This window comes from Indioceanicola profundi (genome assembly GCF_003568845.1).
GTDB classification, from domain to species: domain Bacteria; phylum Pseudomonadota; class Alphaproteobacteria; order Azospirillales; family Azospirillaceae; genus Indioceanicola; species Indioceanicola profundi.
In genome coordinates this window covers 169,859-184,365 of sequence record NZ_CP030129.1, presented here as the reverse complement: position 1 = coordinate 184,365, position 14,507 = coordinate 169,859, and the positions used below count along the sequence as shown (strand labels likewise).

The 14,507-nt window shown below is 65.6% G+C and carries 13 protein-coding genes; 7 read left to right on the top strand and 6 right to left on the bottom strand.

What is annotated here, in order from left to right; genetic code table 11:
• The first annotated feature begins 80 nt into the window (after window positions 1-80).
• The 6 genes from DOL89_RS24165 (at window position 81) to DOL89_RS24145 (ending at window position 7,012) form a co-directional block, all read left to right on the top strand.
• Window positions 81-1,841, top strand: a complete 1,761-nt coding sequence (locus DOL89_RS24165; RefSeq protein ID WP_162937872.1) for an efflux RND transporter periplasmic adaptor subunit — start codon at window positions 81-83, stop codon at window positions 1,839-1,841.
• Entirely contained in the window at window positions 1,838-5,020 is a 3,183-nt protein-coding gene (locus DOL89_RS24160; protein ID WP_119681914.1) for an efflux RND transporter permease subunit, read from the top strand. Before DOL89_RS24165 ends, DOL89_RS24160 begins: the two co-directional genes overlap by 4 nt.
• Before the next feature lie 11 nt (window positions 5,021-5,031).
• Window positions 5,032-5,397: a copper-binding protein gene (locus tag DOL89_RS24155; RefSeq protein WP_119681913.1), complete on the top strand. Its 366-nt coding sequence runs from the start codon at window positions 5,032-5,034 to the stop codon at window positions 5,395-5,397.
• A 134-nt stretch (window positions 5,398-5,531) separates the two neighbouring features.
• The gene (locus DOL89_RS25915) at window positions 5,532-5,654 is read left to right on the top strand and encodes a hypothetical protein (protein ID WP_263973612.1); all 123 of its coding nucleotides are present in this window, start codon (window positions 5,532-5,534) and stop codon (window positions 5,652-5,654) included.
• A gap of 165 nt (window positions 5,655-5,819) precedes the next feature.
• Window positions 5,820-6,533: an IS6 family transposase gene (locus DOL89_RS24150; protein ID WP_119681912.1), complete on the top strand. Its 714-nt coding sequence runs from the start codon at window positions 5,820-5,822 to the stop codon at window positions 6,531-6,533.
• 23 nt (window positions 6,534-6,556) lie between these two features.
• On the top strand, window positions 6,557-7,012 hold the full coding sequence (locus DOL89_RS24145) for a GNAT family N-acetyltransferase (protein ID WP_119681911.1): 456 nt from the start codon (window positions 6,557-6,559) through the stop codon (window positions 7,010-7,012).
• A gap of 408 nt (window positions 7,013-7,420) precedes the next feature.
• Here DOL89_RS24145 and DOL89_RS24140 read toward each other — a convergent pair whose 3' ends face one another.
• The 5 genes from DOL89_RS24140 to DOL89_RS25310 form a co-directional block, all read right to left on the bottom strand.
• On the bottom strand, window positions 7,421-8,131 hold the full coding sequence (locus tag DOL89_RS24140) for a Crp/Fnr family transcriptional regulator (protein ID WP_119681910.1): 711 nt from the start codon (window positions 8,129-8,131) through the stop codon (window positions 7,421-7,423).
• A gap of 150 nt (window positions 8,132-8,281) precedes the next feature.
• A complete protein-coding gene (locus tag DOL89_RS24135) occupies window positions 8,282-9,016 on the bottom strand; it encodes a Crp/Fnr family transcriptional regulator (RefSeq protein ID WP_119681909.1) in 735 nt (244 codons plus the stop codon).
• Between the two features lie 183 nt (window positions 9,017-9,199).
• Complete coding sequence (locus DOL89_RS24130) at window positions 9,200-10,282, bottom strand: tyrosine-type recombinase/integrase (protein WP_119681908.1); 1,083 nt, start codon at window positions 10,280-10,282, stop codon at window positions 9,200-9,202.
• Window positions 10,283-10,804: 522 nt separating this feature from the next.
• Window positions 10,805-11,707: an ATP-binding protein gene (locus DOL89_RS24125; RefSeq protein ID WP_119681907.1), complete on the bottom strand. Its 903-nt coding sequence runs from the start codon at window positions 11,705-11,707 to the stop codon at window positions 10,805-10,807.
• Window positions 11,707-11,868: a hypothetical protein gene (locus DOL89_RS25310; protein ID WP_162937871.1), complete on the bottom strand. Its 162-nt coding sequence runs from the start codon at window positions 11,866-11,868 to the stop codon at window positions 11,707-11,709. The genes DOL89_RS24125 and DOL89_RS25310 overlap by 1 nt, the downstream gene beginning before the upstream one ends.
• A 130-nt stretch (window positions 11,869-11,998) precedes the next feature.
• Here DOL89_RS25310 and DOL89_RS24120 point away from each other — a divergent pair, with 130 nt between their 5' ends.
• The gene (locus DOL89_RS24120) at window positions 11,999-13,177 is read left to right on the top strand and encodes a Fic family protein (protein WP_119681906.1); all 1,179 of its coding nucleotides are present in this window, start codon (window positions 11,999-12,001) and stop codon (window positions 13,175-13,177) included.
• Window positions 13,178-13,769: 592 nt separating this feature from the next.
• On the opposite strand, the gene DOL89_RS25305 is transcribed toward DOL89_RS24120, so the two are convergent.
• Window positions 13,770-14,162, bottom strand: a complete 393-nt coding sequence (locus tag DOL89_RS25305; protein WP_162937870.1) for a hypothetical protein — start codon at window positions 14,160-14,162, stop codon at window positions 13,770-13,772.
• Between the last annotated feature and the right edge of the window lie 345 nt (window positions 14,163-14,507).

Sequence of the window (14,507 nt, the reverse complement as noted above, 5' to 3'; positions counted from 1 at the left end):
TGACTCGACCCCTGACGTTCCGGGTTGCCTTGCGCACCGGGCGGGGTCCGTTCGACCTGCTCGTTCAGAGGACAATGTATATGAGGCCCCAGGCCATTGTGGCTGTTCTGGCCATTGCCGCCGCCGGTGTGGGCGGAGGCGTGCTTCTGGAACGCCAATATCTGGCGGCAGACGCCGCCTCTCCCGCCACCTCGCAGAATAAGAAGGTCCTGTACTGGTGGGATCCCATGATCCCCGACTACAAGAGCGATAAGCCCGGCAAGTCGCCCATGGGCATGGATATGGTGCCGGTCTACGAGGACGAGGAGCCGGGCGCATCCGGCGAACCCGCCGGGACCGTCGCCGTGTCGCCCGCGACCCTGCAGAATCTGGGGGTGCGCACCGCCGAGGCGAATCTCACAACCCTCACGCCCACGCTCCGGACCTTCGGAACCGTCGGCTTCGACGAGAGCCGCACCAGCGACATCCATGTCCGGGCCGAGGGCTGGATCGAGCGTCTCCATAAGCGCGTCGAGGGCGAGACCGTTGCCCGGGGCGAGCTTCTCTTCGAGTTCTTCTCGCCGAACCTCGCCAGCGCCGCCTACGAGTATGTGCGCGAGCTCGAGCGCGGCAGCCTGGATGGCATCCAAGGAGCCCGGCGCAAGCTGGCCGCCCTTGGCGTCTCTGACCGGCAGGTCGAGGAGATCAGGAAATCCCGGCAGGTTCCGGAACTCGTCAAGGTCTACGCGCACCAGGACGGGGTGATCACGTCCCTGGGCGTATCCGAGGGCATGTTCATCCAGCCGGACATGACCTTGATGACCGTGACGGACCTCTCGACCGTCTGGGTGATGGCCGAGGTGTTCGAGAGCCAGGCGGCCCTCGTGCGCCCCGGCATGGCGGCCGAGATTGCCATCAAAGGACTGCCCGGGCGGACATGGACCGGGGCCGTGGACTATGTCTATCCGGACCTGCGGCAGGACACCCGCACGGTTCGCCTCCGCATACCGCTCGACAACAGGGATGGGGTCCTGCGGCCCAACATGTTCGCCTCCATCCGGCTTGTGCCGGAGGCCTCGAAGCAGGTGGTTGCGGTGCCGCAGGAGGCGGTGATCCGGACCGGCAGCGGCAACCGGGTGGTCGTCTCGCTAGGAGACGGACGCTTCAAGCCGGTCTTCGTGGAAACCGGCCTGGCCGCGGACGGCTTGGTCGAAGTGACGAAGGGTGTCGAACCCGGCACACCGGTGGTGACCTCGGCCCACTTCCTGTTCGACAGCGAGGCCAACCTGTCCGGCGCCCTGGCAAAGCTCCAGGAACCAGAGGCAGACCCCGCCCCTCCCGCCACGGCAGAGGGCATTGTTCTCGCGGTCAACGAGGCCGAAGGCAAGCTGACGATCCAGCACGGCCCAATCGATGCGCTCGGCTGGCCAGCCATGACCATGGACTTCGCGGTGGACCCGGCGACCCTGCCCGAGGGCATCAGCGAAGGAAGCAGCATCCGGTTCGACGTGTCGCAGGCGGCGGACGGCGCCTACCGGGCTGGAGACATTTCCCTCGCCCATGGTGACCATCAGGCCCATGCGGGCCTGGACGATGCGTCTGCGGCTGCTCCCGCTTCGAGCGAGCCAGTGGCCTGGACCGATGCCACGGTGGAATCACCTCCCGTGGAGGGCAAGGTCACGCTGGCCCATCCGCCCATCCCCGAGATCGGCTGGCCCGCCATGACCATGGAGTTCGCCCTCGACCCGGCGGTGGACACCACACGTCTCACGCCAGGCAGCCGCGCCCGGGTGGGGCTGGCTGAGGATGGCGCGGGTGGCTATCGCGTGATCGCCGTCCAGCGCACGGGAGGCCCGTCATGATTGCCCGCCTGATCCACTGGTCCGTCGCCAACAGGCTGATCGTCCTGCTGCTCGCGGCTATCCTTGCGGCAGGGGGCATCTGGGCTGCCCGGAACACCCCCGTCGACGCCATCCCCGACCTCTCCGACGTGCAGGTCATCGTCAAGACCAGTTGGCCCGGACAGGCGCCCCAGGTGGTGGAGGACCAGGTCACCTACCCGCTCTCGACGGCGTTCCTCGCCGTCCCGGGCGCCAAGACGGTGCGCGGCTACTCCATGTTCGGCGACAGCTACGTCTATGTGCTGTTCGAGGACGGCACCGACCTCTACTGGGCCCGCTCCCGCGTGCTGGAGTATCTGAGCCAAATAGCTCCCCGCCTGCCCGTGGGGGCCACACCCGCATTGGGCCCCGATGCGACGGGTGTTGGCTGGATCTACCAGTACGTCCTGGTGGACCGCACCGGTCAGCACGACATCTCCGAACTCCGTACACTCCAGGACTGGTTCCTGAAGTTCGAGCTCCAGTCCCTGCCCGGTGTCGCCGAGGTGGCCCCGATCGGCGGCATGGTGCGGCAGTACCAGGTGGTGGTGGACCCGGACGCTCTGCGGGCCTACGATCTCCCGCTCGCGGCCGTGCAGGAGGCCATCCAGGCCGCCAACCAGTCTTCCGGCGGGTCGGTGCTGGAAATGGCGGAAGCCGAGTACATGGTCCGCGCCTCCGGCTATGTGCAGTCGGTCGAGGATCTCGAAGCCGTGCCCTTGAAGGCCAATCCGGGCGGCGTGCCGGTACTGCTGAGGGATGTGGCCGAAATTCGCACCGGCCCCGAACTGCGCCGTGGCGTCAGCGAACTGAATGGCGAGGGCGAGGTCACCGGGGCCGTCGTCATTCTCCGCCAGGGGGAGAACGCGCTTGCCGCCATCAAGGCGGTGGAGGCCCGCATCGAGGAACTCAGGCCCAGCCTGCCCAATGGTGTCGAGATCGTCACCACCTATGACCGCTCGGACCTGATCGAGCGGGCGGTCGACAATCTCTGGCACAAGCTCGGCGAGGAGTTCATCGTCGTCGTGCTGGTATCGGCCGCCTTTCTGCTCCACCTGCGTTCCAGTCTGGTCGTGGTTCTGACGATGCCACTCGGCGTGCTGGCGGCCTTCATCGTCATGCATTTCCAGGGTGTGAACGCGAACATCATGTCGCTGGGCGGCATCGCCATCGCCATCGGGGCCATGGTGGACGCCGCCATTGTCATGGTTGAAAGCCTGCACCGCCGCATTGAGCAAGAGCCGATCACCCGCGAGAACCGCTGGCGGCTTGTGTCGGAGACGGCGGCCGAAGTGGGCCCAGCCCTATTCTCGTCGCTCGTCATCATCACCCTGAGCTTCCTGCCCGTCTTCGCCCTGGAGGCGCAGGAAGGCCGGATGTTCAAGCCGCTTGCCTACACCAAAACCTATGCCATGGCGGCGTCCGCCATCCTGTCGGTGACGCTGGTTCCGGTGCTGATGGGCCTGTTCGTGCGCGGCCGGATCGTGCCGGAGCGGCGCAATCCGCTGAATAACCTGCTGATCTGGCTTTACCGCCCGGCGCTCAACGCCGCCCTGGCGGCTCCCTGGACGGTCATCATCGCCGCTGTCCTGCTGGTGGCCAGCATGGCCTACCCGCTCTCGAAGACAGGCTCTGAGTTCATGCCCTCCTTGAATGAGGGCGACTTGCTGTACATGCCGAGTCTGTTGCCCGATGTGTCGATCTCCAAGGCGACGGAACTGATGCAGATCACCGACCGACTGATCAAGACCGTGCCGGAGGTGGAGACCGTTCACGGCAAGATCGGGCGGGCGGAGTCGGCCACCGATCCGGCGCCGATCGCCATGTTCGAGACCACCATCCGGCTGAAGCCGCGCGAGGAGTGGCGGCCGGGCATGACCCTGGACGGCATTCGCGCAGAACTCGATCGTGTGGTGCAGATCCCCGGCATGCCGAACACCTGGACCATGCCGATCAAGAACCGCATCGACATGTTGGCGACGGGCATCAAGACGCCCGTGGGCATCAAGGTGTTCGGGCCGGACCTCGAGGGCATCGGCAAGGTCGCCTCTGAGATCGAAGCCGTGGTGAAGACTGTACCGGGTGCGACGTCGGCCTATGCCGAGCGCCCCGCGGGAGGCCGCTACATCGACGTGGAGGTCGACCGGCTGGCGGCGGCCCGCTATGGCCTGTCCGTGGCCGAGGTCCAGCAAGTTGTGCGAGCGGCTATCGGCGGTGAGGAGGTGACCCAGACTGTCGAGGGCACCCGGCGCTTCCCCGTGAATGTCCGCTTCGCCCAGGCGTGGCGGGATAGCCCCGAGGCGCTGGCGAGCTTGCCCGTGGTGACACCGAGCGGGGCGCACATCGCCCTGGGCGAGGTCGCCAAGGTCCGCATCGAGGACGGCCCCAGCATGCTGAAGACGGAAAATGCCCGGCTCACGGCCTCGATCTTTGTCGACATTGCTGATCGCGACCTGGGCAGCTTTGTCGCCGACGCCAAGCGGGCTGTTGCAGAACAGGTCACCCTGCCGCCGGGCTATTCGCTGACCTGGACGGGCCAGTTCGAATATATGGCGCGCGTCCAGGACCGGCTCACCGCCATCGTGCCGCTGACCCTGGCCCTGATTGCGCTGATGCTCTGGCTGACCTTCCGGCGCGGCGCCGAGGTGCTGATCGTGCTGACCTCACTGCCGGTGGCGCTGGCGGGCGGGATGTGGCTGATCTGGTATCTCGGCTTCAACCTGTCGGTCGCGGTCTCTGTGGGCTTCATCGCCCTCGCCGGGGTCGCGGTGGAAACCGCCGTGATCATGCTGGTCTACCTGAACATCGCGATGAAGCGCCACGAGCAGCTGGCCATGACGGAGGGCCGTTCGGTCACCGTCCAGGACATTCGCGAGGCCGTGATCGAGGGGGCTGTGCTCCGCCTGCGTCCGAAGGCCATGACTGTGGCCACCATATTCGCCGGTCTGCTGCCGATCATGGTGGGCGAAGGTACCGGTTCGGAGGTCATGCAGCGCATTGCCGCCCCCATGATCGGCGGGATGGCGACCACCACGGTCCTGACGCTGGCCGTTGTTCCGGCCGTCTTTCTCGTTTGGCAGCGGGCCAGGCTTCGCAAGCAGCCCGCCGTCTTCCTTGACGGGGCTTCCCCGTCATCCCTTCCCGCCCGCGCGGCGGACTAACTGGAGATCAGATGATGAAGTCGATGATGATTGCCGCCGCCCTGGCCGCCCTGGTGGCCTCAGGCTCTGCTCATGCACAGGGTATGCAGGGCATGGACATGAAGGACCATGGTTCGATGCACGGCATGCACATGGGCAAGCAGGCCGATGCTGACGCCAAGGGAACCGGCACGGTCAAAAAGGTTGACGTAGAGAAGCGCACGGTCAACTTGGCGCACGATCCGATCGAGGCGATCGGCTGGCCCGCCATGGTCATGGACTTCCAGGTCGCCGAGAGCGTGGACCTGTCCAATGTCGAGGCCGGTCAGGAGGTTGAGTTCTCCCTGGCCAAGAACGGGAACAGCTACGTCGTGACCTCGATCGCGCCTAAGGGCTGATTACAGCATGGACCCGAGCCGCCGTTCCACCGGGCGGCTCGGGATCCAAGAACAGAATAGCCCCGTACTGATCTGCCTGCAGCAAGTGCTGGGAAGGGGCTCAATCGGAAACTAGTCATGCAAGGAGTTGAATAATGATGATGGACGGATGTGCGATGGGAGCCGGCATGATGGTCGGAATGGCCGTTGTCTGGCTTCTGGTGCTCGTGCTGCTCATTCTGAGCATTGTCGCCCTGGTGAAATATTTGCGCAGCTAGCTCCCCTTCCTGTGGAACGGTCTTTCCCCTCCTAATCTGTCGGGCCTCTACTCGCTTGCCTCGAATAGTTCCGCCAACCTCTTTGGCTGGCTCTGTTGCATCGTTTTCGGCGGGACGGAGATCGCGTAGAACCTCGGCCGGTTCGGCGGCTGGGGTGACAAGGTGATGCACGACGGGAAGGACCCATTCAAGGGCCGCCAGTTTACGGCGGAAGTGATCCTGTGGGCGGTGCGCTGGTACCTGCAATTCCCGATCAGCTACCGCGATCTCGAACGTATGCTGGCCGACCGCGGCGTGCCGGTCGATCACACGACGCTTTACCGCTGGATCCAGGCTTACGCACCCGAACTGGACAAGCGCTTGCGCCCATACCTCCGGATGACCAGCGGTTCCTGGCGGGTGGACGAGACCTACATTCGCGTGAAAGGCCGGTGGATGTACCTGTATCGCGCCGTCGATGCGCGCGGGCAGACGATCGACTTTCTGCTCAGCGCCCGGCGCGATGCTGCGGCTGCCCGGCGCTTCTTCCGCAAGGCGCTGAAGCAGGCGCATACGGTCAACCCGCGCACTATCACGGTGGACAAGAACGCCGCCTACCCAAGCGCGACCAAGACCATGAAGAGGACCGGTGAGCTATGGCGCTTTGCCAAGCTGCGGCAACGCAAGTACCTGAACAACATCGTTGAACAGGACCACCGGCGCATCAAGCGGCTGGTCCGGCCCGGACTCGGGTTCAAAAGCTTCCACACCGCACGGCGGACGATCGCCGGCTACGAGATCATGACCATGGTCTGCAAAGACCAGGTCAGGGCTGTTCCTGCCAACAGCATGCCCATACAGGCGACCTTCATCGCGAGCCTGTTCGGTGTTGCCGCCTAACGCGGCTGCAATCAGGGCCCCTAATGCCCTCCGTCAAACTTTGCAACGGAACCGCCGTAGCGGAACTGTTTTTGCGCCTGGAGGCTGGCGGCTGGAAGGGAAAGGCCGGCACCGCCATGGCAAGCGTTCCAGCACAGGCAGAGGCCTTGCGCGAGATTCTGGCCAGCGGGAGAGAGAAACGGCGGGTTTCGGTCTTGGAACTGCGGGTCGATAGGCGGCCTGTGTCTATGGTGATCACTCTGCTTGCCGCACCCGGCAGCTTCTCGTTCAAGATCGCTTATGACCAGGACCACCCTGCTGCCAAGCAGTCGCCTGGCGTGCTGCTGGTGATGGAGGCCGTCCGGCAGATGCATGAGGACGGCTCGTTGTTGGGGGCGGGCCTTCACTGGTGCGACAGCTGCGCAGCGGCGGATTCCGAGCTGAACCTGCGCCTCCGAACGCGTGCCCTGCCGCACGGCATGGAATTACTGCCCTGTTGATTGGGCTTCATCGACTGCACAAGCGCTTCTTGCTGAAGAAGCTGGTCCATAAAGGGGGTGAATGACGCTAGGCACATCCGCACACAATCCGGCTTCTGGCTCTTCTGCAAGATCGGCTCGAGCCGCAATGGGTTTTCCCATGGCGACCTGCCGGTCATCCAGGAAGGAAATGCCCTCGGCGCGGAGTGCCTCTGCCAAACCTTGCGCTGCGCCGTCGCCAAGCCGACCGTCCGGCAGAGCCTAAGCCGGGGCGCTCCCCCACAGGAACGGTCCAGGCGGTATCCATCCGGCGGGAACCGCCAGCGATGCAGGGGCCGTCTCCAGCATGTTCGGCAAGATCATGGCCACGTCGGGGTTCGGCCGGGCTGCCACCCCCAGGAGCCGCGTCTCCGGATGCCATGCGGCGGTTCAGTCCAGCACCCGGTCCACTTCCTGACGGATCGCCTCATAGCACTCGCAGGAAGCTCCCTCCAGGCGGGCGCGGTTGAGCATGGTGATAGCCCCGCGCTCATGGAGGATCGCCCCCGAATTCACCAGCGTGTTGACCGCGACCGTCACGCCGGCCCGGCGCACGCCCAGCATCATGGCCATGAACTCATGGGTGATCGGCATCCGGTCGGCGTGCACCCGGTCATGCATCATCAGGAGCCAGCGCGCCAAGCGCTCATCCAGCGTGTGCCGGATGTTGCAGGCGGCCACTTGGCTGGTCTGCACCACCATGGTGTGCACAAAGCGCAGGATACCGGCCGGCAAGGGGCCGCCCCGCTCCATCTCCGCCCGCAACGCCTCGGCATTCAGGCGCAAAGCGCGGCCGGGCGCCTGGACCATGGCCTCCGTGTTGGTGGTCTCGGCCCCAAGGGCTACGGCAAAGCCGACCAGACCCTCCCGGTCGATCAGCCCGACCTCGATCTCCTGCCCGCCTTCCAGCGGGGCCAGTTGGGAGATGACACCCTCCTCGACAAAATAGACATGGCGGATCGGTTCGCCGGCCTCGTGCAGGATTTCCTGAAAACGCAGCTCCACTGGTTCCAGGATGGAGAGCAAGCGGTCGCGCTCCGCCGCCGGCAGGGCCAGCAGGATATGGTTCTGCACGGGAGCGGATAAAGCGGAATGCGGCATGGGCGCGCTCCCTGGACATGGTAGGCGGGAGCGCAAGCCTCTCTCAGCCGCTCCCGCCGGTCGTCCCTGGGAGCGATACGGGCAGTATGGGTGGCGCAGCGGCGCATGACAAGGCAGAGCCGGTCGGCTTCCCCCCAATAAAGCGGCCGTTTATCCCAGCATTCGGTCCGCCTCATGGCGGATCACCTGGTAGCACGCACAGGATGCTGCCGCCAGCTGGGCCCGCTCGAGAATGGTCACGGAGCTGCGGTCCTGGCTGATGATGCCGGCCCGCTCCAGACACCCCACCGCCGCAAACAGGGCCGGACGCCGCACCCCCAGCATCAAGGCCATGATCTCAGAGGTAACGGGCAGCGTGTCGGCTCCGACGCGGTCGTGCATCTCCAGCAGCCAGCGCGCCAGCCGCTCCCCCAGAGGATGCGAGCCATTGCAGGCGGCGCCCTGGCCGGCCTGCACGTACATGGTCTGCACAAAGCGCAGCACCAGGCTGGAGAAGGCGCTGCTGCGGGCCATTTCCTGGCAAAAGGCGTCGGCGGTCATCCGGTACGCATGGCCGGACATCTGGACCATGGCCTCCGTGTGCGCCGCGTCGCTGCCCAGAGCCAGGGCAAAGCCGGCCAGACCTTCACGGCCGATGAGACCAACCTCGATCTCCTGGTCGCCGTCCAGCATGGCGAGCTGGGAGACAACCCCGTCCTCGACAAAATAGACATGGCGGATCGGTTCGCCGGCCTCGTGCAGGATTTCCTGAAAACGCAGCTCCACCGGCTCCAGGAGGGAGAGCAGCCGGTCACGCTCCGCCTCTGGCAGGGCGCGCAGGATATGGTTCTGCAGGGCGAGCGGAATACAGGTCTGCCCGGGGGCAGATGATATGGAATGCGGCACGGGCGCGCTCCCTGGACATGGTAGGCGGGAGCACACGCATCTCTCTGCCGCCCCCGCCGGTCGTTCCTGGGAGCGATAGAAGGGATATGGGCCGATCGACGGCACAGTCCAAGATCATATGGCCCAGCCCGGCTGTGTGCTGGGCGATGGTGGGGTGGCGGGCGGTGGGGACGCTGCGGCGCATCAGCGGCGCTTGCGCAGCACCGTCTCGGTGACGTTGTTGCGCCAGAGGTCGCTGGCGCGCATGTAGCGCCTTGCCATTTCGGGGCTCTTGTGCCGGGTCTGGCGCATCACATCGTGCAGCTGCGCCTCGGCCTCCGCGGCCGCGGTGGCGAGGCCGGCGCGCAGGCTGTGGCCGGAATAGCGCGGCGCCAGGCTGGCCGCGAGCGGGCCCCGGCTGCCGGCGATGAGATCGGGGTCCGCCGCGCCGATGCCTTCGGCCGTGGCCTGGATCAGGCGCACCACCGCCTTGTCCGACAGCCGTTTGCCGGTCGGCACGCCGGTGGGCCGGAAGCCGACAAAGAGCGGCTGGTCGCCCCGGGCCGGCTGCAGCCAGGCGAGCCAGGCCTGCAGGGCCGCGGGGGCGCAGAGGTCCGGATCGGCGGCGCCCCAGATCGCCACCTCCTGGCCCGCCCCGGTGGGATCGGTCTTGGAGCGGCGCAGCCGCACCACCACGCCGCGGCCCTCGACAAAGCGGAGGTCGCCGGCATCGAGCGCCACCAGCTCGGCGCGCCGGAGTGCGGCCCCGAAGCCCACCAGCAGCATGGCGCGGTTGCGCAGCCCCAGGGGCGAGCAGGGCTGGGCCCGCACCATGCGGGCCAGGAGATCCGGGGTGATGGGGGCGGCCTGGCGGGCCGGGGCGGTGCCCTTGCGCCGGCGCAGCCCGTCCAGCAGCAGGGCGATGCTGGGATGGCCGGGATCGAGCTGCTGGCCGGCCAGCCGGTGCGCCGCCACGATGGCGGCGAGATGCACCTGCAGGCTGGCGACGGCGAGGCGTTCGGCGGCCCGGGTCAGGTACATGCCCACCTGCCCGGCCTCCCCGGCCAGGGGCTCGAAGCCGAGATCGCGGCACCAGGCGTCATATTGCCGCCAGGCCGAGCGGTAGGCCCGGAGCGTGGCCGGGCTGCGGGCCGCGGCGGCGTAGGCGGCGGCCTGGGCGGCCAGGGCCTGCCGCTCGGCCGCCCGGCCGGGTTCGACGGGGTCGGGCAGCACCAGGTCGCCGAACAGGCCGGTGGCCAGCACCGGGCGCCCTGTTGTCTCCGCCATCTCCCCCCTCCGCCGGCCGCTTTGGTCCGATTGCACGCGGATGATGTATACACGCCGACACTGCACGTCGGCAACGTCCGATAAGGGTGCTTATCGGACGTATGGAGCCGCATCCGGCCATCCGCGCCGGTGCCGGATCTGCGGCGGGGCTCTGGCGGGGGCCGGCGGCGCCCCATCCGCCGCCGCTGGGACCGCCCGGGCGCAGCAAACCCGGCGCGGAGCACATGGCGGCTGCACCGCCCAGACCCCAGGCAGCGCCAGGGTTCTGGAACCATTCCACTGACAGCAAGAGTGATCCGCTGACATCATGTCTGACTCACTGACAGCATGTATGAGCGTTCACACTGTTCCATACAGAGCTACTGCCCAGAGACACAGAGCTTTCGCACTCATTCCAGATGTCTGTCATCGTCTAGCGCACTTGGCGTTGAGTTGACGTTCAGGCCCTCCACTAAACGGAAATGCTGCCGTTTCTACGTTCCGACTGCGAGCCTAGCACCCTCCGCGGCAATTTCTGCACGGTTATGTCCAGAGGGTGGACAAGGGTGCTGCCGACAGGCGTTCGCCAAGGGGAACAATGCGGTCGTGGTCGTACAGCACGATCCCTTGCACGAAGCGATCGCCTGTCGCCTCGGCCAAGCGATGCAAACCTTTCAGGTCCGTCCGGGTGACCGTTGCCGCAGCCTTGACCTCAATGCCTACGACACGCCCGGAACGATCCTCCAGCACCACGTCGACTTCCGCTCCGTCCTTGTCACGGTAATGGGAAAGGGCGATCCCCTGCCCGCTCCAGCCGATCTGCTTCATCAACTCCGCAACCACGAACGTCTCCAGCACCGGCCCGAAGGAGGTGCGGTCGGCTGCCAGCCGTTCCGGAGACAGGCCGCGCAGGGCCGCGAGCAGGCCGCTGTCCAGGAAGTGCAGCTTGGGCGTCTTGATCAGGCGCGACAGGGCGTTGCTGTGCCAGGACGGCACCATTTGCAGAAGCCAGAGATGCGACAGCACGGCCGTGTAGCGGTGGGTCGTCACATGATTGAGACCGAAAGCTGCCCCCGTCGCGGAGTGGTTCACCAACCAACCCGGCTGCAGCGCCAGTGCGCGCAGCAGCCTTGGCATGCGGTCGAGCTGGTCCACCGCCGCAATGTCGCGGACGTCGCGCCGGAGGATGGCGTCCACATAGGACAGGTACCAGGCTTCCCGGCGCGGCCATACTGTGCGGCGGAGCGCCTCCGGAAAGCCGCCGCCGAGCGCGGCCTGCACCAGCGCCTCCCCAATCACAGCGGGGCCGGGCCTTGGAACGGCGCCGGTGAAGATCTCCGCAAGGAATCGGCCTGGCTCGCCGGCGATTTCCGGCATGGCCAGAGGGAGCAGCGGAATCGCCTCCATACGGCCGGCCAAGCTGTCGGCCACGGTCGGCAGCGCCATCAGGTGGCGAATCCCGTCAGCAGAAACCGGCCCGGCCGGGGATCGCGGTCCTCCTGCTCCTTGATGGCCAGCAGCAGTCCTGGCCCCCGCTGCACCCCATCAATGGCGGCCAGGTCCGGCCCGCGCACGAACCCGACGGGATCACACACTGTGTCGTTCATCGCTTGGATCGCGGCACCTCCTCGAATCCTTCAGCAGCGTTCTGAACGGCAATCCGGCTCCTTAAAGCAGTTTACTTAGCCGCCCCGCTTGTTTAAGAATTTGCAGATTGCTTAAATAAGATATCCTGCCATGGCACAGTCTGAGTTTGGGAGTTCCCGCATTGGAAGGTTCGTGGAGACGCCGGCTGCGGGAGAAATGGTGCGGGCCTATGTGCCGCGGCCCCTGCCACCGGATCCGCCCGTTGATCTCCTGTCCCTCCTGGATCGGTTAACCCGCGCCGAGCGGGCGCTTGGCCGCCTGGACGGCATCACCATGATGCTCCCACGCCAGGAGCTGTTCCTCTACATGTATGTGCGCAAGGAAGCCGTTCTGTCGTCCCAGATTGAGGGAACCCAGTCGACACTTGTGGACCTGCTGCGGTTTGAACAGGAGGCGATGGCCGGGCAGCCCGTCGACGATATCCGCGAGGTGTCCAATTACGTGGACGCCCTGATGTATGGCCTTGAACGGATGGACAGCCTGCCGCTCTCCCTTCGCCTCATCCGCGAAATGCATTTGCGCCTGCTGCAGGGCACCCGGGGTGGGACCAAGGATCCGGGCGAATTCCGCAGGTCGCAGAACTGGATCGGCGGGACGCGGCCAGGCAATGCCCTGTTCGTGCCGCCGCCACCGGGAGATCTCGCCCACTGTCTTGATGCATTCGAGCGCTTTATCCACGATCAAGAGGCTCGCTTGCCGGCCCTTGTCAAGGCCGGACTCCTGCACGTCCAGTTCGAGACCATCCACCCCTTCCTGGACGGGAATGGCAGGATTGGCCGTCTCCTGGTCACCCTGTTCCTGTGCGCCGAAGGCGTGCTGCAAAAGCCGCTGCTCTATCTGAGCCTCTTCTTGAAATCCCGGCGAAGTGACTACTACCGTTTGCTGCAGGAAGTGCGGGAACAGGGAGCCTGGGAGGCCTGGCTGGAATTCTTCCTGGAGGGAGTGGCCGAAACAGCCGACCAAGCCTTCCTAGCAGCCACCCGGATCGTCGAGTTGTTCAAGCGGGACCGGGAGCAGATTGCCAAGGCAAGTGAGCGTGCCGGGTCGGCCTTGCGGCTACACGAGGTTCTGCAAGAGGCGCCTTACGCCACGGCCGGAACGCTGGTTCAGCGGTCACGCCTGTCGGCGCCGACGGTGAATGCGGTGCTTACCGATCTGGAGCAGCTTGGCATCGTGGAAGAGGTGACAGGCCGACGTCGGGGCCGCGTCTTTGCCTACAGGGCCTATCTGGAAATCCTCAACGAAGGCACAACGCCTCTCGCCGCGTAGAAGAGGCGGTGTCGCCACGGCTCCTACGGCTCTGGATCGCGGTATCGAGGATAACGCCAAGTCGGTCCAGAGCCGGTACCAATTGGCCGCGACAAAGTCGGAACCCCGTTCAAACGCGAGCCCTTCCCGGTCGGCGGCCGCCATCTGACCGCCGCGCCCTCACCAAAGGCCGCGTGAACCGCCGGTGAGAACAACCGCGTTCGCCAATCGCGACGGTTCTAAGCGGTAACTCCGCTGTCCCCTTCCCTCCCCTGCCGCATACACAGACGCAACATATTCGGCTGCTTTTCGGAATCATAGCCGGCCTGCTTGCAAAGCAACATCGCCCTCGGCGCCCGGCCCTGCATCTTATACAGCTTGCACAGCAGACCCTTGGCCGTGTCCCGGAAGATCTGAACCAGGACACTGAGCGCCACCCTCCAAGGAACGATGGTTCGCCAGCGACAGTGTTTCCGTCCGACATTGTGTTGGCCCCCTGCCCCGCCGCCTTGCTGATCTGGCCAGTGGTGTTCACAATCCGGCTCTGGACAACGTGGCCAATAGCGCTCGGAAGAAACGCTTCTCCTTCCGAAACACCCGGCCTGTAGGTCGCCTAGAAGCACGCCGCCGCTAATCGGCGAGTTCTTGCGCCTGTGCCACTGACATGCGCCAGGTCCGCCGGATCTTCCGCCCGCTCTACTCCGGCTCCTTCCGGCGTGGAGAGCACCGCACCTGCACCACTGGCCTCGATTGCGGCGCTCGACGCTCTCATGGAATGTATGTTCTCGAAGACCGGCTGGTGATCGAGAAGCAAATGGCCCAGAACAACGTCGGCCGCTCTGTGGCCGTCGAGATGCTCGGAATAGAATTCGAGTGGGACAGGGTATCCAGGAATGACGCCCGCCCGGATTCCCGCGCGGTCATTGCTGCGCCAGAATGTAAAACGTTTTACACCGCCGAGGATCGCCGGGAATGTAAAACGTTTTACAGCCAGTGCTGCCACCATTGTACATCCGCCGACTCCTCAGCCGCTGGCGGACGGCACCACAGCAACCGCTGCTGCAATATCCGGGCGGGACCAACAAGCCCACCTGTCGAATACCCTTTTCCATGCCCCAGCCGGGCAATGGGGTGGACAGGACAGTGCCGGACAGTATGCTTGAGATCGAATTTACGGAACATTGTGAACAGGGCCCGATTGCAGGACCGGGATAGATCCGGTGGACAGATGACCATAGACACACCGCGATGCGTCTGGATTGCCCGCCTGACCTGATTCGCTTTCAGCTGTTGGTGCCGCGATGTTGCCGAAGCACTGTCCGCAGTCCGATTCACCGGTCCAGAATAGAGG